Consider the following 17,533-nt stretch of genomic DNA (forward strand, 5'->3'; position numbering starts at 1 on the left):
CTCAGTGGGCCGGATCGACGGGATCCGCCGGCTCGGGTGGACTGATTGGGTCGGCCGAATCGGCTTCGTGGACGCGATCGACGTGATTGACGCGATCAGCTGAATCGATCGCTGCAACCGGCTCCGCCGGCTCGGCCGATGGATCCTCGATCGCGCTGCGCTGCCCGGCAACCTCCAGGTCGGGCCACCGCCGCGGCACCAGCGTCACTTCGCCGCGCCGCAGTGCGCCTGACAACTTGCGCGTGCCATCGTCGAACATCACCACCGGTGCGATGTCGTACCAGGTGCCGTTTTCGCGTGCGTGCACGCGGCAGTGCACGGTGTGGTCGACGCCCAGGTGGCACAGCAGCACGTCCAGCACGCCGTCCGCGTCCAGGTCGCGCACGATGGCGATGCAGTCACTTCCCGGTTGCCCACAACCCACGGCATCCAGGTCGCGCGCCGCCAGGGCGTCCCACCAGCCGGTCTCCGGCTCGGGCCCGATCACCGGGATTGCGCCGGGCTGCAGTGACGCCCGGTCCTCCCCCGTGGCTGTGGTCTCCCCGTCCGAATTCCACGGCTGGTAACGCTCGGTCTGCAGCAGGGCGCGCTCGATGCGATCCGCCAGCCCGGCGTTCGACGTGACCTGCGGTGCCTTCGACAATCCCTGCAGCGTCTTGTATCCCGCACGACCGGAGCGGTAGCGCAGGTAGGCCTCATCGAAATCATCCGCACGGGTACGCCCATCGAGCAGGCGCTGGGCCTGGCTGGCAGCGGCGATGCGCTGCGGGTCGAGCACCGGCGAATTGGCCAACAACACCAGCAGGAGCCCGGCCAGCGCGGCGGTGACGTTTACCGGCTCAATGCGCGCCAGCCAGCGACCGCGCCGGTCCAGCGCCGCCCAGGCATAACCAAACGCGTGCACGGTGAGGATCGCCGCTGCGATCGCGGCCCAGATGCGCTCCACGCTCCAGCCGTACTGGCCGACGCGCAGGCCCAGCGCGACCAGTGCCAGCACGGCGAATACCGGCAGCACCACCAGCCCGGCCGCCGCCAGCACCCGCAGCGGACGCGGGTAAGGGGCGGGATCGTCACCGTCCTGGTAGACCGCGTTGGCGAATACGACCATCGCCACGAGCAGCGCCATCAAGACCGTGGCCGCCGAGCGGGTGCTCCATAGCGGCTCCAGACCGGTAAACGGCAGGGTCACTACGAACAGCACCGCGATGGCGGCCAGCAGCGGAAACAGGCCGGTGAAGATCGCGATCAGCAGCCGTCGCATCACCTGCACCGGTCGCGCCTGGCTGCGTCCGACCAGCACCCCCAGGCCGGCGAACAGCCCCGTGGCCAGATAGGCGAACGCGGTGCCGGTAAACAGGTCGGCAAAAAATTCCACGCCTATCAGCGTGAACAGCCCGGCCCACAGGCCCAGTACCGCCCAGCAGATGCCGGTGAAGAAGCCCGCGACCAGCAAGGTCAGCAGGTTCTGCCAGGCGTGGGCGAACAGTTCCGGATACGGCGCGCACCAGCGACCGTGCGCCTGGCGGCATTGCAGGAACGGACCGGCCACGAACAGCGCCGCGGCCATGCTGATCGCGAACGGTGTCAGTACGGCGGAGGCCTCCAGCCCCGGCGCGCCGGTGGCCGCCCGCGCGACCCAGGCGCCCAGCGCAAGGAACACGACCCCCACGAGCGCCGTGTTCTGCCAGAAGCGCGCGTCGTCCAGGCGCTGCACCGACAAGGCCATCGCCGTGGGCACCGACAGCACCAGCGTGTACCAGCACACACGGGTGCCCAGTGCGCCGAGCAGCGGCCAGTCCCGCTCCACCCCCACCCAGACAATCCACAGGGCAAGCGCCTGCAGCAGCGCCAGCAGGACGATGAAAAGCTGCACCTGGCGCGGCAACGGTTCCTCGACCGGACTCATCAATTGGTCCGCTCGCGCGCGCTCAGAGCGCATCGGCATCCAGCTCGCCAGTGCGGATGCGCACGACACGGTCCAGATCCCAGACGAAGATCTTGCCGTCGCCGATCTTGCCGGTGCCGGCGGTCTTCATGATCGCCTCGACCACGGTGTCGACCTGGTCGTCGGTGATCGCCACTTCCAGCTTGATCTTTGGCAGGAAGTCGACCACGTACTCGGCACCGCGGTACAGCTCGGTGTGCCCTTTCTGCCGGCCGAAGCCCTTGACCTCGGTGGCCGTGATGCCCGCCGCCCCCGCCTCGGCAAGCGCCTCGCGCACGTCATCGAGCTTGAACGGCTTGATCACCGCCATGACCATCTTCATCGGGAACTCCGGGGCTGCAGGGCATCGTGGCGACGAGGATAGCGCGAAGCCCGGCGGCCGCTGCGGTAAACTGGGCGTCCGGTTTGTCAGACTATTCCGACAGCCGATCGCGGGCCCGGCCGATTGTGGGGTGACTTCGCGCGACCCAATGTTGAACCATTGCCGGAGGAGCCAACATGATTGATCTCAACCACATCGATGAACTTGCACGCCGTCTCAGCGGCCTGGTGCCGCCCAGCCTGCGCGAGGGCCGGGACGAACTGCAGCAGAACTTCAAGTCCGTCCTGCAGTCCGGGTTGTCGCGGCTGGATCTGGTGACGCGCGAGGAGTTCGATGTGCAGCGCGCGGTCCTGTTGCACACGCGGGAAAAACTGGACCAGTTGCAGCGCACCGTGGCCGAGTTGGAAGCGCAACTGGGCTCGCGCGTGAGCGGCGGCGCTGCAAGCGCCGATCCTTCCGCGCCGCCGCGCCACTGACCTGCCCTTATGAACCTGGCACTCGTGCACAGCCGTGCGCGATCGGGCATCCGTGCCGCCCCGGTCCGCGTGGAGGTGCATCTGGGTGGCGGGCTGCCGTCGATGTCGATCGTCGGCCTGCCGGAAACCGCGGTGCGCGAATCGCGTGAGCGCGTGCGTGCCGCGATCCAGTGCGCCCAGTTCGAGTTCCCGGCCCGGCGGATCACCGTCAACCTCGCCCCCGCCGACCTGCCCAAGGGCGGCGGCCGCTTCGACCTGCCGATCGCGCTGGGAATCCTCGCCGCCAGTGGACAGATCCCGCTGGAGGCCTTGGGTGAATACGAGTTCCTCGGCGAGCTGGGCCTGACCGGCGAGTTGCGCGCGGTGGACGCGGTGCTGCCGGCCGCGCTGGCCGCTGCCCAGGCCGGTCGCAAACTGGTCGTGCCACCCGCCAACGGAGCCGAAGCCGCACTGGTCAGCGGGGTGGAGACGCGGACCGCGCGCACGCTGCTGGAAGTGTGCGCGATGTTGTCAGGGCATAAATCGCTGCCACGGGCCGAAGCTCCAGCCCCGAGTCGGCGCCTCGGACCGGACCTGGCCGACGTGCGCGGCCAGGCGCATGCGCGCCGCGCGCTTGAGGTGGCGGCGGCCGGTGGTCACCACCTGCTACTCGTGGGGCCGCCAGGCTGTGGAAAGACCCTCCTCGCATCCCGCTTGCCGGGTTTGCTGCCGGTGGCCAGCGATGCCGAAGCGCTGGATTCGGCGGCCGTCGCTTCGCTGGGCGGACGTGGCGTGGACGCGTCGCTGTGGCGGGAACGCCCGTTCCGCTCCCCGCACCACACGGCCAGTGCGGTCGCGCTGGTCGGCGGTGGCGCCGAGCCGCGACCGGGCGAAATTTCCATGGCGCACAACGGCGTACTGTTTCTGGACGAGCTGCCCGAATGGAGCCGGCGCACGCTGGAGGTGCTGCGCGAGCCGCTGGAGTCGGGCACCGTCACCATCTCGCGCGCCGCCCGCAGCGTCGAGTTCCCGGCGCGCTTCCAGCTGGTGGCGGCCATGAACCCCTGCCCCTGTGGCTGGGCCGGCGACCCCAGCGGGCGCTGCCGCTGCAGCCCCGACATGGTCGTGAATTACCGCGCGCGCATTTCCGGGCCGCTGATGGACCGGATCGACCTGCACGTCGAGGTGCCGCGGCTGCCGCCATCGGAGCTGCGACCGGATGCCGCGCCTGCCGAGAACAGCGATACCGTCCGCGAGCGGGTGGTCGCCGCCCGCAAGCTGCAGCTGGAGCGTGCGGGCAAGGCCAACGCCCACCTCAGTCAGTCAGAGACCGGTGCGACCTGCCGCTTGGCCGAGGCCGACTTCGCCCTGCTGGAACGCGCGATCGACACCCTCCACCTGTCGGCACGCTCGATGCACCGGATCATGCGGGTGGCGCGGACGGTCGCCGACCTGGCCGGCAGTCCGCAGATCCAGACCATCCACCTGAGCGAGGCGATCGGTTATCGGCGAGTGGATCGCGGGTTCCCGGTGGCAACGGCCTGAAGGATTGACCGCGCGCGTCAACCCGTCAACGCTGATCCGGCAGCGGCCGCTCGCCTATTTGGCGATCTTTTCCAGTGCGCTGCCCTTGTGGGCCGCGATGTGATCGGTCTTGTCGCTCTTGATCTCGTACTGCGGCTCTTCCGCGCTGGCGCGGTGGGTGTGGCCCTTGTAGTCGAAATCGCGTTTGTGGACCTTGATGATCTTCCCGCTGACGTGGCCGGCTTCCGAGTTCCAGCGCACGTGGTCGCCCACCTTGAATTCCGCCATGACATCCTCCTCTCGCTTCAACAAGGGGGCGGGAACACGTCGTAGCCGACACGCCCGGCGCGCTCAAAACGAGTGCCGCCCCTTCCATGGGGCAGCATCCTCCCGCGCGGGTGGTGACCGCGTCAGCATCAGGCCAGTGCTGGCTCGGACTGGAACTGCTCCTCTTCAGTTGACCCGGTCAGGGCGGTGGTCGAGGACTGCCCGCTCTGGATCACCTGGGTGACCGAATCAAAGTAGCCGGTGCCGACCTCGCGCTGGTGCTTGACCGCGGTGAAGCCTTCGCTGGCAGCGGCGAATTCGGCCTGCTGCAGCTCGACGAAAGCGCTCATCTGGCGCTGCGCGTAGCCGCGGGCAAGGTGGAACATCCCGTAGTTCAGTGCGTGGAAGCCGGCCAGGGTGATGAACTGGAACTTGTAGCCCATCGCCGCCAGTTCGATCTGGAAGCGGGCGATGGTCGCGTCGTCCAGGTTGGCCTTCCAGTTGAAGCTGGGCGAGCAGTTGTAGGCCAGCAGCTTGCCCGGGAACTTGGCGTGGATCGCCTCGGCGAACCGGCGCGCAAACTCCAGGTCCGGCTTGCCGGTCTCGCACCACACCAGGTCGGCGTAGGGCGCGTAGGCCAGGCCGCGGCTGATCGCCTGGTCGATCCCCTTGCGGGTCTTGTAGAAGCCCTCGACGGTGCGCTCGCCAGTGACGAATGCGGCATCGGTCGCGTCGATATCGGACGTCAGCAGGTCGGCGGCTTCGGCATCGGTGCGCGCGACGATCAGGGTCGGCACGCCCATGACATCGGCGGCCAGCCGCGCTGCGACCAGCTTCTCGATCGCCTCCCGGGTCGGCACCAGCACCTTGCCGCCCATGTGGCCGCACTTCTTCGCGCTGGCCAGCTGGTCCTCGAAATGCACGCCGGCGGCGCCGGATTCGATCATGCCCTTCATCAATTCGAAGGCATTAAGCACGCCACCAAAACCGGCCTCCGCATCGGCGACGATCGGTTGCAGGAAGTCGATGTCACCGCTGCCTTCGGCGCACTGAATCTGGTCGGCGCGCAGAAGTGTGTTGTTGATGCGCTTGACCACGGCCGGCACCGAGTCGGCCGGATACAGCGACTGGTCCGGGTACATCTGCCCGCCCAGGTTGGCGTCGGCGGCAACCTGCCAGCCCGACAGGTAGATCGCCTTCAGTCCGGCCTTGACCTGCTGCATGGCCTGGTTGCCGGTCAGCGCGCCCAGGGCGTTGACGAAATCCTCGCGCTGCAGCGACTGCCACAGCTTGTCCGCGCCCAGGCGGGCCAGGCTGTGCTCGACGGCGACGGTGCCACGCAGACGCACGACCTCCTCGGCCGAGTAGGGACGGGTGATGCCCTTCCAGCGGGGGTTGGTGTTCCAGTCATCACGGATCTGATCAGCGGTGGGTTGGGTGCTCATGGCAATGTCCTTTGTGGGGTGACGTTCAGGCGGAACAGGCGGAATGGGTGCGCGTCACTCGAGACGGCGGTAGGCGGGAACGGTGAGGAAATCCTCCAGCGTGTCGGCGTGGCAGAGTCGATCGAGCATGCCGATGGCCTCCTCGATCCGGCTGCCGCCGATGAGCGCGCGGCGGTCGCCCAGGCGCGCCGGCAGGCCGATAAAGGCGCGCTCCAGCAGGGTGGAGTCGATCGGTGTGCCGTCCTCCAGTTGCGGCGGCTCGGCCTGCGGATTGCCCGCGGCGAGCGCCTGCGACTGGCAATGGAGCCACTGCCACAGCTGCGTGCGGGCGATCTCTGCGGTGGCCGCGTCCTCCATCAGCCAGTGGATCGGCACGCAGCCGTTGCCATCCAGCCACGCGGCGAGGTAGCGCACGCAGACCTCGACGTTGCCGTCGAAGCCGGCGCGGGTGATCGTGCCCAGCGGCTGGGTCAGCAGCTGGTCGCGCAACTGGCGCTCGGTGAAGGCCTGCACGTCTTCTCGCAGCACGTGATGCTGGTGCGCGCCGGGCATGCGCTCGTCGAAGATGTCGCGAGCGAGCGGGATCAGCGCCGGATGCGCGACCCAGGTGCCGTCGTGGCCGGCGGTGACCTCCCGCAGCTTGTCGGCGCGCACCTTCGCCATCGCCCGCTCGTTGGCGGCCGGATCGTTGCTGATCGGGATCTGCGCGGCCATGCCGCCCATGGCGTGGGCGCCGCGGCGGTGGCAGGTGTGGATCAGCAGCTCGGAATACGCGCGCAGGAAGGGCTGGTCCATGCCAACCTGGCCGCGCTCGGGTAGCACCCGGTCCGGATGCGCTCGGAAGGTCTTGATGTAGCTGAAGATATAGTCCCAGCGCCCGCAGTTGAGGCCGGCGATCCGGGACCGCAAGGCGTGCAGGATCTCGTCCATCTGGAACACCGCCGGCAACGTCTCGACCAACACGGTGACCCTGATCTGGCCTTCGGCCAGACCCAACGCGCGCTCGACGTGGTCGAGCACGTCGTTCCACAGCGCGGCCTCTTCCATCGACTCCAGCTTGGGCAGGTAGAAGTACGGGCCGCGATCGCGCGCCGCCAGCGCGGCGGCGTTGTGAAAGGCGAACAGTCCCAGATCGAACAGGCTGGCGGACATCGGCCGGCCGTCGACGTGCACGTGCTTCTCGTCCAGATGCCAGCCGCGCGGACGCACCAGCAGCACGGCCTGCTCGTCGGCCGGCTTCAGCGCGTAGCGCTTGCCGGGAGTGCCGTCGGCGCGGGCAGGGGCGTGGAACTCCAGCGTTCCATCGACGGCGCCGCGCATGGCGTGCTGGCCGGAGATCAGGTTCTTCCAGGTCGGCGAGGTGCTGTCCTCGAAATCGGCCATGAAACAGTTGGCCCCGGAGTTCAGCGCGTTGATGACCATCTTCGCGTCGACCGGACCGGTGATTTCCACGCGGCGGTCGCGCAGGGCAGCCGGCAGCGCCGCGACCTTCCAGTCGCTCTCGCGGATGTTGCGTGTGTCCTCGCGGAAGTCGGGAAGCAGGCCGTTGTCCACTTCGGCTTGGCGGGCCACGCGGGCGGCGAGGCAGTCCAGGCGACGGTCATCGAAGCGCCGATGCAATCCGGTCAGGAACTCCCTGGCCGACGCGCTCAACAATTGACCCTGGTCATCCGCGACGGCGCGGACGCTGAACCCTTGCGTGGCCGGTTCCGTCCCGCGCTTCATTACTGCCGACATGCCCTTGCTCCAGTGGTGGGGCACTCGACCATGCGTCGGCAGCAAACTTATTTACAATTCAGATATATCAATACGATGTATAAGTTTTACTTATATTCTTTTCCGACATAGACGTTCAGCCCGCCAACCGGGCGAAGGAGCATGATGAGCCTCGAGCCACCACCGGCGACACCGCGCTTCTCCTACAAGGGGGATCGGCTTAAACCGCTGCGCGCGTTCTGCCAGACGGTGCGGCTGGGGTCGGTTTCGCGCGCCGCCGAGGCCCTGTACCTGAGCCAGCCCGCGGTGAGCCTGCAGTTGCAGGCACTGGAACGGGACCTGGGCGAACGGCTACTGGAACGGAGCGGCCGGCGCCTGGTGATGACCCGCCAGGGCGAGGCGCTGTACGACCTGGCGCGACCGTTGGTGGAGGGCATCGATGAACTGCCGGACGCGTTCCGCAAGCAGCTGCGCGGGATGGATGGCGGCGAGCTCAACGTCGCCGCCGGCAGCTCGACCATCCTCTATCTGCTGCCGCCGATGGTGGCCGCCTTCCGCGCCGCGCATCCGGAGGTTCGCCTGAACCTGCACAACGTGACGGGCGCCGGCGGGCTGGAGCTGCTGCGCTCCGACGAGGTGGACCTCGCGGTGGGCTCGATGCTCGACGTTCCCGGCGACCTGGATTACGCACCGGTGATGCGTTTCGAACCGATGCTGATCACCCCGCCTGACCATCCGTTGGCGACCCGGGCCAAATTCGACCTGGCCGACCTGTCCCCCTACGGACTCATCCTGCCCCCGCAGCGCCTGACCACCTATCGCATGGTCGATCTGGTTTTCCAGCGCCATCAGGTGCCTTACACGGTCGCCCTGGAGGTGGGCGGCTGGGAGGTGATCAAGCAGTACGTGGCGATGGGGATGGGGATCAGCATCGTCACCGCGATCTGCCTGACCGAAGCCGACAAAGATCGGTTGGCATCACGCTCGCTCGCCGAATGGTTTCCCTACCGCAGCTACGGCGTGGTGGTAAGGCGCGGCAAGTACCTCAGCCCGCAGGCGCGCGCATTCACCGAACTGATCAAGCCCGACCTGTTTACCCGCCGCGACCGCGACGACAGCGGCCCATCGGAGCGCTGATGCTCAATGGCGGATCGCGCGCGGTCGGCGACGCCCGGTCGGATCGCGTCGCACATGCCAGTCCAGATCGCGCTTCCACCACAGGCGGATCGCGAACCACCCCAGCGCCAGCGGCTCCTGCAGGATCAGCAGATAGCGGACCGGCGCCCATGCGAGCGCCTGCAGGGCTGCGCGCAAACGCGGGCCGGAGGCGAAGCGCGCGGCAATGAAGCAGGTGGCGAGGACTTCGAGAGCGACGATGATCGCCAGCGCCGTCCATTGTCCTGCCAGTACCAGTGCCCACAGCAGCACCGGATAGCCGATGCGCTCCAGCGCGATCAGCACCAGTGGCGTTCCCAGCGGGCGCCCGCGTTCGCGCGTAATCCGTTCACCGAAACCCTGCCGGTACGGCTCCTGGACGCGTCGCTCTCCCTTGCCCGGCCGCCATTGCGCAGCGTCGTCATGCTGTGGCCGACGGCTCAATCGCAGGCGGCGCAGCGGACTGCGCAGGAGCACGTCGAAATAGTGGTGGAGCTGGAGGAACGCGCCCGTCCAGCGCCGGGAGCGTTCCGGCAGGCGCAGCAGCGACGGCGCCGGAGCGCGGACCACCACGTCGGGCACGCGGATGTTGCGGTAGCCGGCGTTCATCAGGGCCAGCGCGATGAAGTGGTCTTCCAGCGCGGTGAAGTCGTCCTCGCGGATTGGCTCGTAGCGGTGGAAGAGGTCGCGCAGGTAGCGGCGCCGGTAGGCCACTGCGCCGCCGCTGCCAATCGGTACGCCGCCATCGGCGCGGGACACGCCGGCGTCGAGGAAATCCTGTTGCAACACCGCCAGGTGCTCGTGGTAGCACTGCGACATCCGCTGCAGGCCGGCCTGCCAGCGATTTTCCGGGCGCCGGCGATCCGCGTAGTGGTCGTCACCCTGCCAGTTGCGGAACGGTTCGGAGGTTTCCACGAGCTCCCGGGTGGCCTGCTGCAGCGGCAACATCCGCCCACTTGCACTGGCAATGCCCACGCCCTGGTAAAGCTCGCGGATGCAGCGCTCGATGTAGTCCGGCGACTCCAGAACCGCGTGCGCGTCCAGCACCAGCAGAACGTCGCCCTCGAACTCGCGCGACTGGCGCTTCAGCGTGACCACGCGGCCGATCGACCAGCCGCGGGCAATGGTTTCCAGCCGTATCCCGTTGGCGCGGGCGAACTCGCGGGCCAGCTGCAGGCTGTGGTCCCGATCGATGCCCCCGTCGTCGACCAGCAGCACCCGCCGTGGCAGGCGGGTCTGCACCAGTAGCGACGCCAGGCAGTGGACGATGGTGTCGTGATGGCGGCACACCGGGATGACGACATCGACCACCGCGTGGCGCCAGTCTTCGGCCGGCGTGGGCACGGTCGGGTCGGGCGGCCGCAGATGGCCCACCATCGCCCACCACGCACCCGGCCCGGCCGCGAACCAGGGTGCGCGCGACATGCTCAGTTCCGGCGGGCGTGCCGGCCCGGAGGTGTTCTGCGGCGGTAGTTCATGGCGGCTTGACTGCTCCGGAGTCGGCCAGGCCGTGCTGCGCGGCCAATACTGTGACCACGCTCGCAATAATCGTGCCAATTGTTCAGGCGTCGTGCAGCTTTCCTTTCGATACCGATCGGTACCAGGCGCGGATCCGCTGCATGTCGGCCTCCATGTCAGCGCCGGTCTGGAACGGCGCGGCGACCACCAGGCGGCGCTGCGGGTAGTGGAAGTACACCGGCAGGATCGGCACGCCGGCCGCATCGGCGATCTTCCAGAAGCCGCTCTTCCAGCGCTCCACCCGCTTGCGGGTGCCTTCCGGGGCCAGCCCGAACCAGAGCCGCTCGGCGTCGCGCAACATCGCGGTCGCCTGCTCGACCACGCCGTGCGCGGCGCTGCGGTTGACCGGAATCACGCCGAGCTTGCGTAACAGCCACCCCAGTCCGGGCACCCGGAACAGCGAATCCTTGCCGAGGATCCGCACATCCACGCCCAGCGCCAGCTTGGCCGCGAAGCCCCACACCGCGTCCCAGTTGGACGAATGCGGCGCACCGATCAGCACCACCCGCGGCAGGTCGGGGAATTCGCCGGTCATGCGCCAACCGCCCAGGCGCAGCACCGTGCGACCGAACCAGCGTCCAAAGCGGCTGGGCCGCACGCGCGGCACATTGGGCGGCAACGTGGGCACGCTGCCTACCGGTACTTCCGGGTCGTCTCTCGCCGTCATCGAGCGCACATCTCCCCTGCTCTGCTCTGCTCTGCCCGATGATCGCACCAAGCCGCCGCGGCGATCAGTCCCAGTCGGTCCGCGAACGCCCCTGCTTGATGGTCCCGCGCTCGCGCTTGCCGTCCAGTCGCCGCTCCTTGGAACCATGGGTCGGGCGGGTCGGAATCCGCTTCTTCGGTGCGTGCAGGCTCTGGCTGATGAACGCCGCCAGTCGCTCGCGCGCGTCCTCGCGGTTGCGGTCCTGGGTGCGCAGGGTCTGCGCATTGATGACCAGCACCCCGTCGGCGGTGATGCGGCGATCGCGACGGGCCAGCAGGCGGGCGCGCACCGGCTCGGGCAACGACGGCGACTGGGCAATGTCGAAACGCAGCTCCACCGCCGTCGATACCTTGTTCACGTTCTGCCCGCCCGGACCGGCCGCGCGCACGAAACGCTCGACCAGCTCGGACTCGGGAATGACGATGTTGCCGATCCGGACCATGCCCGGAGTCTAGAAGTACGCCAGCGCCCTGGCGAACTGGGCGTCCGGCGGCGCAATGGCTTCCAGCGCTTCTCCGCTCGCCGGGTGGGCGAACGCGAGCCGGTGCGCGTGCAGCAGCATCCGGTGGATGCCGACCATGCGGAAGGCGCGGTTGTGGCGACCGTCGCCGTGGCTGGTATCGCCGATCAAATGGTGGGAGACGTGCTTGAGGTGGCGGCGGATCTGGCGGAAGCGTCCGGTCACCGGTTGCGCCTGCACCAGCGCATAGCGCGAGCTGGCAAAGCCGGAGGAGGGCCAGTCGCACTCGGCCCGCGCCAGGACCTGGAAGCGGGTCTGCGCCGGCTTCTTCACCGGCTTGCCGGGGCCGCCGTCGAGCGGGTGGTCGACATCGAAATCCGCCTCCGGCCAGCCGCGGCAGATCGCGCGGTAGTCCCGGTGCAGGTCCCCGGCCATGACCGCCTTGCCCAGCGTGGAGGCGGTGTCACGGTCGAAGGCCAGCAGCAGGCAGCCGCTGGTGGCACGGTCCAGGCGGTGGACCAGGAACACCTTGCGCCCAAACTGATCGCGCAACCGGTCGGCGGCGAAATCGGTCTCGCCCCGGGCCAGCGCGCTGTCGTGGACCATCAGTCCGGCCGGCTTGTTGATCACGGCCAGCCACTCGTCCTGGTAAACCACCGGCAGGGCAAGCGCTGCAGGATCGCTCAACGGCGCGGCCACGCCAGCAGCATCGCCGCGACGCCGGCGATCCCCGCGATCCACGAGGCGACCGGGACCGACCACTGCCCGGCGCCGCCGGCATCAAAGCCGTACAGCACCGCCGAGGCGACCAGCAGGCCGCTGCCCAGGATCGCCGCGACCGTGCGTTTCTGGGTTTCGCGCGCCGTGCGGGCCAGTTCGGCCAGGTCCGCCGAGCGCATCCGCAGCTCGTGTTCGCCGCGCACCTGCTGGGTCAGCCAGGTGTGCAGCAGGCGCGGCATCTCGGGGGCGTGGGTCACCAGCTCGGGCAGGTGGCGACGGAACTCGCGCAGCAGGCGCCGCGGACTGTAACGGGCGGCGAGGATCTTCTTCAGCACCGGCTTGGCCACGCCCCAGATGTCGATGCGCGGATCCAGCTGGCGTCCCAGCCCCTCGATGTTGAGCAGGGTTTTCTGCAGCAGGATCAGCTGAGGCTGCAGGGTCAGCTGGTGTCGCTGGGCGGTGCGGAACAGCTTGACCAGCACTTCCGCCAGCGAGATCTCGCTCAGCGGACGAGTGAAGTAGGGCTCGCAGACGCCGCGCACGGCGGCTTCCAGCTCGTCCAGGCGGCTGTCGGCCGGCATCCAGCCCGCGCGCAAATGGAGCTCGGCGATGCGCCGGTAGTCGCGGTTGAAGATCGCCATGAAGTTCTCCGCCAGGTAGTACTGGTCGTCGTCGGAGAGCTGGCCCATGATCCCGAAATCCAGCGCGATGAAGCGCGGGTTGGCCTTGCGGGCGGGGTCGATGTCGACCCAGATGTTGCCGGCGTGCGCATCGGCGTGGAAGAAGTTGTCGCGGAACACCTGGGTGTAGAACACCCGCACGCCCTTGGCCGCCAGCGCCGGGCGGTCGATCCCGGCGGCGTCCAGGGCCTGGATGTCGTCGGAAGGGATGCCATACACCCGCTCCAGGGTCAGCGCCTTGCCGGCGGTGTGGCTCCAGATCACTTCCGGCACGTACAGGTCATCGCTGGGCGATCCGTCCGCCTGGGTCCAGAAGCGCCGCAATACGCTGGCGTTTGCCCCTTCGCGCTCAAGGTCGAGCTCGGCGGCCAGCGTGCTTTCGATCTCGGCGACGATCGCGCGCGGGCGGATCTTCTCGGCGCGCGGATGCGTCCGCTCGACAATCCCGGCCAGCGCGCTCAACAGGCCGATGTCGGCTGCGACCTGATCCTCGATCCCCGGCCGCAGGACCTTGACCACCACCTCGCGCGCCTGATTGTCGCCCGACGCCGGCAACGTTGCGGCGTGGACCTGGGCGATGGAGGCCGAAGCCAGCGGAGTGGTGTCAAAGCTGGCGAACGCGACTTCGACCGGCCGGCCCAGCGAGGCTTCCACGATCGCCCGCGCGACCCCGCCATCGAACGGCGCAACGTTGTCCTGCAGGGTCGACAGCTCCACCGCGATGTCCGGCGGCACCAGGTCCGGGCGGGTCGACAGGATCTGACCGAACTTGACGAAGATCGGCCCGAGCTCCTGCAGGGCCAGGCGCAGGCGGACGCCGCGCGGCTGGGACACAATCTCCGCCGACGCGCGCGGCACGAACGGCCGCGCCAGCTTCAACCAGCGCTCGGCCGAGGTGCCCTCAAGCAGCTCGTCGAGCCGGTAGCGCAGCAGTACGCGACCGATGCGCCAGGCGCGCAGGGCCGCTTTCACGACGCGCTGCCCGGTGCAGCGGCGTCGCTGCGAAGCCGCCCGACACGAGCGACCAGACGCTCCACGTCGTCGCGGATCGCGTCCACGCCATCGTGGAACGCCTCCAGCTCGGCGCGCGCAACCACGTCCCTGGATTCCTCGGTGACGTACTCGGCCGCGCTGCCGGCCAGCTCGCCGGCGACCACGCGGGCCTGCTTCAGGCCGGCCGCCAGGGCGTTGGCGATCTGCACCCCGATCACATCGCCGAACACGCGCGCGAATGGCTGCTGCCAGTCCGGATCGAAGCCCTCGGCCAGCCGCTGCAAGCGTCGCGCCAGGTCCGCGTCACCTTCCATCCGCAGCCGCCCTACCGGCGGCGCGTCATCGTTGCGCAGGAACGGCAGTTGCCCCAACAGCCCCGACAAAGTGCTGCGGATCGACAGGTCGCCGGCATCGTTGGCGTCCACCGGACCGACTTCCAGCTGTCCGCCGGCCACCCGGATCTGCAGCGCCAGCGGCGGCGAGGACAGGTGCAAGGAAACCCGGCGACCATCGAGGGCGGCCAGGCTGTCGCGGGTGTCCGGATCCAGCGCGAGCGCACGGTTCAAAACGGTCTGCAACGCGCGCCCGGCCAGCGGCTTGAGCGCCGCCAACGGCGACGGGGGGAATGAGCGGGACTGGGTCATCAGCGCATTCTACTGGGCTTGGCGCTGCGGCCGGCGTTGAAAGATGGCGAGGCGGAGCTGTTTCCCGCAGATATCAGGCGCGCGCTCCCCGCGCCCGGTAATCGGCACGCACCCGGGCCAGCCCCTCATCGAAGCCCACCACTGGCCGGTAGCCGAAATCGCGTCGCGCCGGGGCCATGTCGTACCAGTGCGCCGTCACCAGTTGCTCGGCCAGGAACCGCGTCATCGGCGGCTCGCCGCGCAACGGCAGCGCGGTCCAGAGGCCTTCGCAGACCGCGCCCGCCGCGTAGGCGAGGCGGAATGGCAGGGTTTTCTCCACCAGCGGCGCACCCACCGCGGCCAGCAGGCCGTTGATCGTCTCGCGCATCGTGCGCGGATCGCCGTTGCTGATGAAATAGGCGCGGCCGGCGCAGGCCGCACCGATTGCCAGGTGCTCGAAGGCATCGAAGTGGGCCTGAGCGGCGTTGTCGATATAGGTGGTATCGACCAGGTTGCCGCCGTCACCGACCAGCCGCAGACGACCGGCATTGGCACGCCCCACCAGCCGGGGCAGCAACTGGTTGTCGCCGACGCCCCAGATCAGCCGGGGGCGCAGCGCGACGGTGGCCAATGCGGCGTCATTGGCCGCAAGCACTTCCTGCTCGGCAATCAGCTTGGTGCTCGCATACGGCGCCTTGAAGCCGGTCCCGTAGGGCACGCTTTCAGCGCTGCCGCCTTCCACCGGATGGGTCGCGCGGTGGGTCACGCTGGGGGTGGAGGTGTAGACGACCCGGGTGATGCCGTGGCTGCGGCAGGCATCCAGCACGTGCCGGGTGCCGAGCACGTTGGCGTCGTGGTACTCCTGCCACGGCCCCCACGCGCCGGCCTTGGCGGCGTTGTGGAACACGGCTTCGCAACCCTGCGCAGCGGCGATGACCGCATCGCGCTGGGCGAGGTCGCCGCGCACCTGTCGCACCCCCATCGCCGCCAGTGCCGGGTAGTCACCGCGATTGAAACTCACCACCTCGTGGCCGCGCGCGCGCAGCCCGCGGCACAGGGCCTGGCCGAGAAAGCCGCCGCCACCGGTTACCAGGATTCTCATCCGCGCATGCTACGATACCGCGCCGTTACACCGTCCCGTCGCCGTGGCCGCGTGTCCCGGACGGGCCCGTGTTTATTTGTTATTGACGCGTTGAAGGTATTCTTGCCGCCATGCGCCTTGCCCTGATCGCGGCTCCTGCCGCCCTTGCCTGTCTTCTGGTCTGCGGTACGGCCCACGCCGCACGAGTCGACAAGGTCACCGTGCTCGGCCTTGACGAGGCGATGACCGAGAACGTGCGCAGCGCGGTCACCCTGGTGGCGGCCTCGGGCAAGGAAATCTCGGCCCGTCGCCTGGCCTATCTGTTCCGGGCGGCCGAGGACGAGACGCGCGAGGCGCTGGAGCCGTTCGGCTACTACTCGCCCACGATCACGGTCGACTACGACGGCGACAACGGATCACCCGGCGCGGTCACCATCACCGTGGTTCCCGGCGATCCCGTGCGCGTCCGCCGGGAGCACGTGGTGATCGAGGGCGACGGCTCGCGCGACCGTTACCTCAGCCAGGACCTGGCCAAATTCAAGCCCGAGATCGGCGACGTGTTCGACCACCAGCTCTACGAGGCCAGCAAGATCCGCATCAGTCGCAGGCTGTCGCAACGCGGCTACTTCGATGCCGACTTCGCCTCGCGCCGGGTGGAGGTGACCCGCGCCGACAACGCAGCCGACATCGACCTTGTCTGGAACAGTGGTCGCCGCTACGACATGGGCCCGATCGATTTCCAGCAGACGCCCAACACCATCCTGCGCCAGTCCGTACTGGACAAGCTGGTGTACTGGGACACCGGCAGTTACTACCACCAGGGCAAGCTGGACCGCCTGCGCGACTCGCTCACCTCGCTGGACTACTTCTCCTCGGTGATGATCAATCCGCTGCCCGATCAGGCCGTCGATGGCCAGGTCCCGATCGACGTGGTGCTGACGCCGGCCAAGCGCAGCATCTACACCGCCGGCCTGAGCTACGGCACCGACAGCGGCGCCGGTGTGCGCCTGGGGCTGGAGCGCCGCTACGTCAATGACCGCGGCCACAAGGCACTCGCCCAGCTCGACTACGCGCAGCGGCGCAAGACCCTCACCGCGCAATACCGCATGCCCGCCTTCGCCTGGGTGGACGGCTGGTACACGGTCAGCGCGCAGGCGGCGGACGAGCAGACCGACTACATGGACAGCCGACGCATCGAGCTGGTCGCCAGCCGCAGCGGCAACATCAACCGCTACCTCAATGTCGTCGCCTCCCTGCACGCCCTGCGCGAGCGCTGGTCCTACGCCGCCGACGATGACGGTGACCCGCTGACCGAGCCGGCGTTCCGCTACGCGACCTTCACCTACCCCTCGCTGCGCGCCGAATACACCGACGCCGACGACCGCGTGTTCCCGCGCAACGGCCGCGCCGGCACGCTGATGCTGCGCGGCGGCGTGGAAGGCGCCGGCAGCGATGCCGATTTCGGCCAGATCCGCGCGACGGCCAGCTGGTACCGCGGCATCGGCAAGCGCGGCCGGGTGATCGCCCGCGGCGAGCTGGGCCACACCTTCACCGAGCAACTGGTGGCGATGCCTCCAAGCCTGCGGTTCTTCGCCGGCGGCGACCGCAGCATCCGCGGCTACGCGTGGCGCGAGGTGGGGCCGCGGGTTGAAGGCAGCGACGGCAAGTTGTACGCGCTGGGCGCCAAGAACGTGGCCACCGGCGGTATCGAATACGAACACTATTTCACCGAGAACTGGGGCGCGGCGGCGTTCGTGGACAGCGGCAGCGCCTTTGACAGCACCCCGGACTGGCGTACCGGCGTGGGCGCAGGCGTGCGCTGGCGCTCGCCGGTCGGACCACTGCGCCTGGACATCGCCCACGGCCTGGACAGCCCGGACTCCTCGTTCCAGATCTACCTCAGCGTCGGCGCGGATCTGTGAG

At 68.8% G+C, this 17,533-nt stretch carries 16 protein-coding genes; 4 read left to right on the top strand and 12 right to left on the bottom strand.

Translation table 11 applies throughout. The annotated features are described in order from the left end of the window. Position 1: 1 nt before the first annotated feature. Complete coding sequence (locus INQ43_RS12045) at positions 2-1,906, bottom strand: DUF4153 domain-containing protein (RefSeq protein ID WP_194036601.1); 1,905 nt, start codon at positions 1,904-1,906, stop codon at positions 2-4. Positions 1,907-1,928: 22 nt separating this feature from the next. Next, a complete protein-coding gene (locus tag INQ43_RS12050) occupies positions 1,929-2,267 on the bottom strand; it encodes a P-II family nitrogen regulator (protein ID WP_043958974.1) in 339 nt (112 codons plus the stop codon). Positions 2,268-2,443: 176 nt separating this feature from the next. On the opposite strand from INQ43_RS12050, the gene INQ43_RS12055 reads away from it, so the two are divergent. After that, entirely contained in the window at positions 2,444-2,743 is a 300-nt protein-coding gene (locus INQ43_RS12055) for an accessory factor UbiK family protein (RefSeq protein WP_194034487.1), read from the top strand. 9 nt (positions 2,744-2,752) lie between these two features. Then, positions 2,753-4,267: a YifB family Mg chelatase-like AAA ATPase gene (locus INQ43_RS12060; protein ID WP_194036602.1), complete on the top strand. Its 1,515-nt coding sequence runs from the start codon at positions 2,753-2,755 to the stop codon at positions 4,265-4,267. 54 nt (positions 4,268-4,321) lie between these two features. Here the strand turns inward: INQ43_RS12060 and INQ43_RS12065 are convergent, their stop codons facing one another. The 3 genes from INQ43_RS12065 to aceB form a co-directional block, all read right to left on the bottom strand. Next, positions 4,322-4,534: a DUF2945 domain-containing protein gene (locus tag INQ43_RS12065; RefSeq protein ID WP_194036603.1), complete on the bottom strand. Its 213-nt coding sequence runs from the start codon at positions 4,532-4,534 to the stop codon at positions 4,322-4,324. Positions 4,535-4,662: 128 nt separating this feature from the next. Further along, entirely contained in the window at positions 4,663-5,958 is a 1,296-nt protein-coding gene (gene aceA / locus INQ43_RS12070; protein WP_194036604.1) for an isocitrate lyase, read from the bottom strand. Between the two features lie 54 nt (positions 5,959-6,012). Beyond that, on the bottom strand, positions 6,013-7,695 hold the full coding sequence (gene aceB / locus INQ43_RS12075; protein WP_194036605.1) for a malate synthase A: 1,683 nt from the start codon (positions 7,693-7,695) through the stop codon (positions 6,013-6,015). Positions 7,696-7,839: 144 nt separating this feature from the next. Between aceB and INQ43_RS12080 the strand changes: the two genes are divergently transcribed. Continuing rightward, positions 7,840-8,811 carry a LysR family transcriptional regulator gene (locus tag INQ43_RS12080; protein ID WP_194036606.1) on the top strand — a complete coding sequence of 324 codons (972 nt, stop codon included), beginning with the start codon at positions 7,840-7,842 and terminating at the stop codon, positions 8,809-8,811. 3 nt (positions 8,812-8,814) lie between these two features. Here the strand turns inward: INQ43_RS12080 and INQ43_RS12085 are convergent, their stop codons facing one another. From INQ43_RS12085 to oleD, 7 genes are all read right to left on the bottom strand, one after another. Next, positions 8,815-10,254, bottom strand: coding sequence for a glycosyltransferase (locus tag INQ43_RS12085; RefSeq protein WP_194036607.1), 1,440 nt, complete (start codon positions 10,252-10,254; stop codon positions 8,815-8,817). A 136-nt stretch (positions 10,255-10,390) separates the two neighbouring features. After that, complete coding sequence (locus INQ43_RS12090; protein ID WP_194036608.1) at positions 10,391-11,014, bottom strand: lysophospholipid acyltransferase family protein; 624 nt, start codon at positions 11,012-11,014, stop codon at positions 10,391-10,393. Between the two features lie 64 nt (positions 11,015-11,078). After that, complete coding sequence (arfB, locus tag INQ43_RS12095) at positions 11,079-11,495, bottom strand: alternative ribosome rescue aminoacyl-tRNA hydrolase ArfB (protein WP_194036609.1); 417 nt, start codon at positions 11,493-11,495, stop codon at positions 11,079-11,081. 9 nt (positions 11,496-11,504) lie between these two features. Next, positions 11,505-12,200 (bottom strand): pseudouridine synthase, encoded by a 696-nt coding sequence (locus INQ43_RS12100; RefSeq protein ID WP_343221390.1) that lies wholly within the window; start codon positions 12,198-12,200, stop codon positions 11,505-11,507. Further along, positions 12,197-13,885, bottom strand: coding sequence for a ubiquinone biosynthesis regulatory protein kinase UbiB (gene ubiB, locus INQ43_RS12105; RefSeq protein ID WP_194036611.1), 1,689 nt, complete (start codon positions 13,883-13,885; stop codon positions 12,197-12,199). Before ubiB ends, INQ43_RS12100 begins: the two co-directional genes overlap by 4 nt. Continuing rightward, a complete protein-coding gene (locus INQ43_RS12110; protein WP_194036612.1) occupies positions 13,882-14,550 on the bottom strand; it encodes an SCP2 sterol-binding domain-containing protein in 669 nt (222 codons plus the stop codon). The genes ubiB and INQ43_RS12110 overlap by 4 nt, the downstream gene beginning before the upstream one ends. Before the next feature lie 73 nt (positions 14,551-14,623). Beyond that, a complete protein-coding gene (gene oleD, locus INQ43_RS12115; RefSeq protein ID WP_194036613.1) occupies positions 14,624-15,631 on the bottom strand; it encodes a 2-alkyl-3-oxoalkanoate reductase in 1,008 nt (335 codons plus the stop codon). A 110-nt stretch (positions 15,632-15,741) separates the two neighbouring features. Between oleD and INQ43_RS12120 the strand changes: the two genes are divergently transcribed. Further along, positions 15,742-17,532 carry an autotransporter assembly complex family protein gene (locus tag INQ43_RS12120; RefSeq protein ID WP_194036614.1) on the top strand — a complete coding sequence of 597 codons (1,791 nt, stop codon included), beginning with the start codon at positions 15,742-15,744 and terminating at the stop codon, positions 17,530-17,532. The last annotated feature ends 1 nt before the right edge of the window (position 17,533 follow it).

It is taken from the genome of Lysobacter sp. H23M47, assembly GCF_015209765.1.
In the GTDB taxonomy this organism is placed as follows: domain Bacteria; phylum Pseudomonadota; class Gammaproteobacteria; order Xanthomonadales; family Xanthomonadaceae; genus Novilysobacter; species Novilysobacter avium.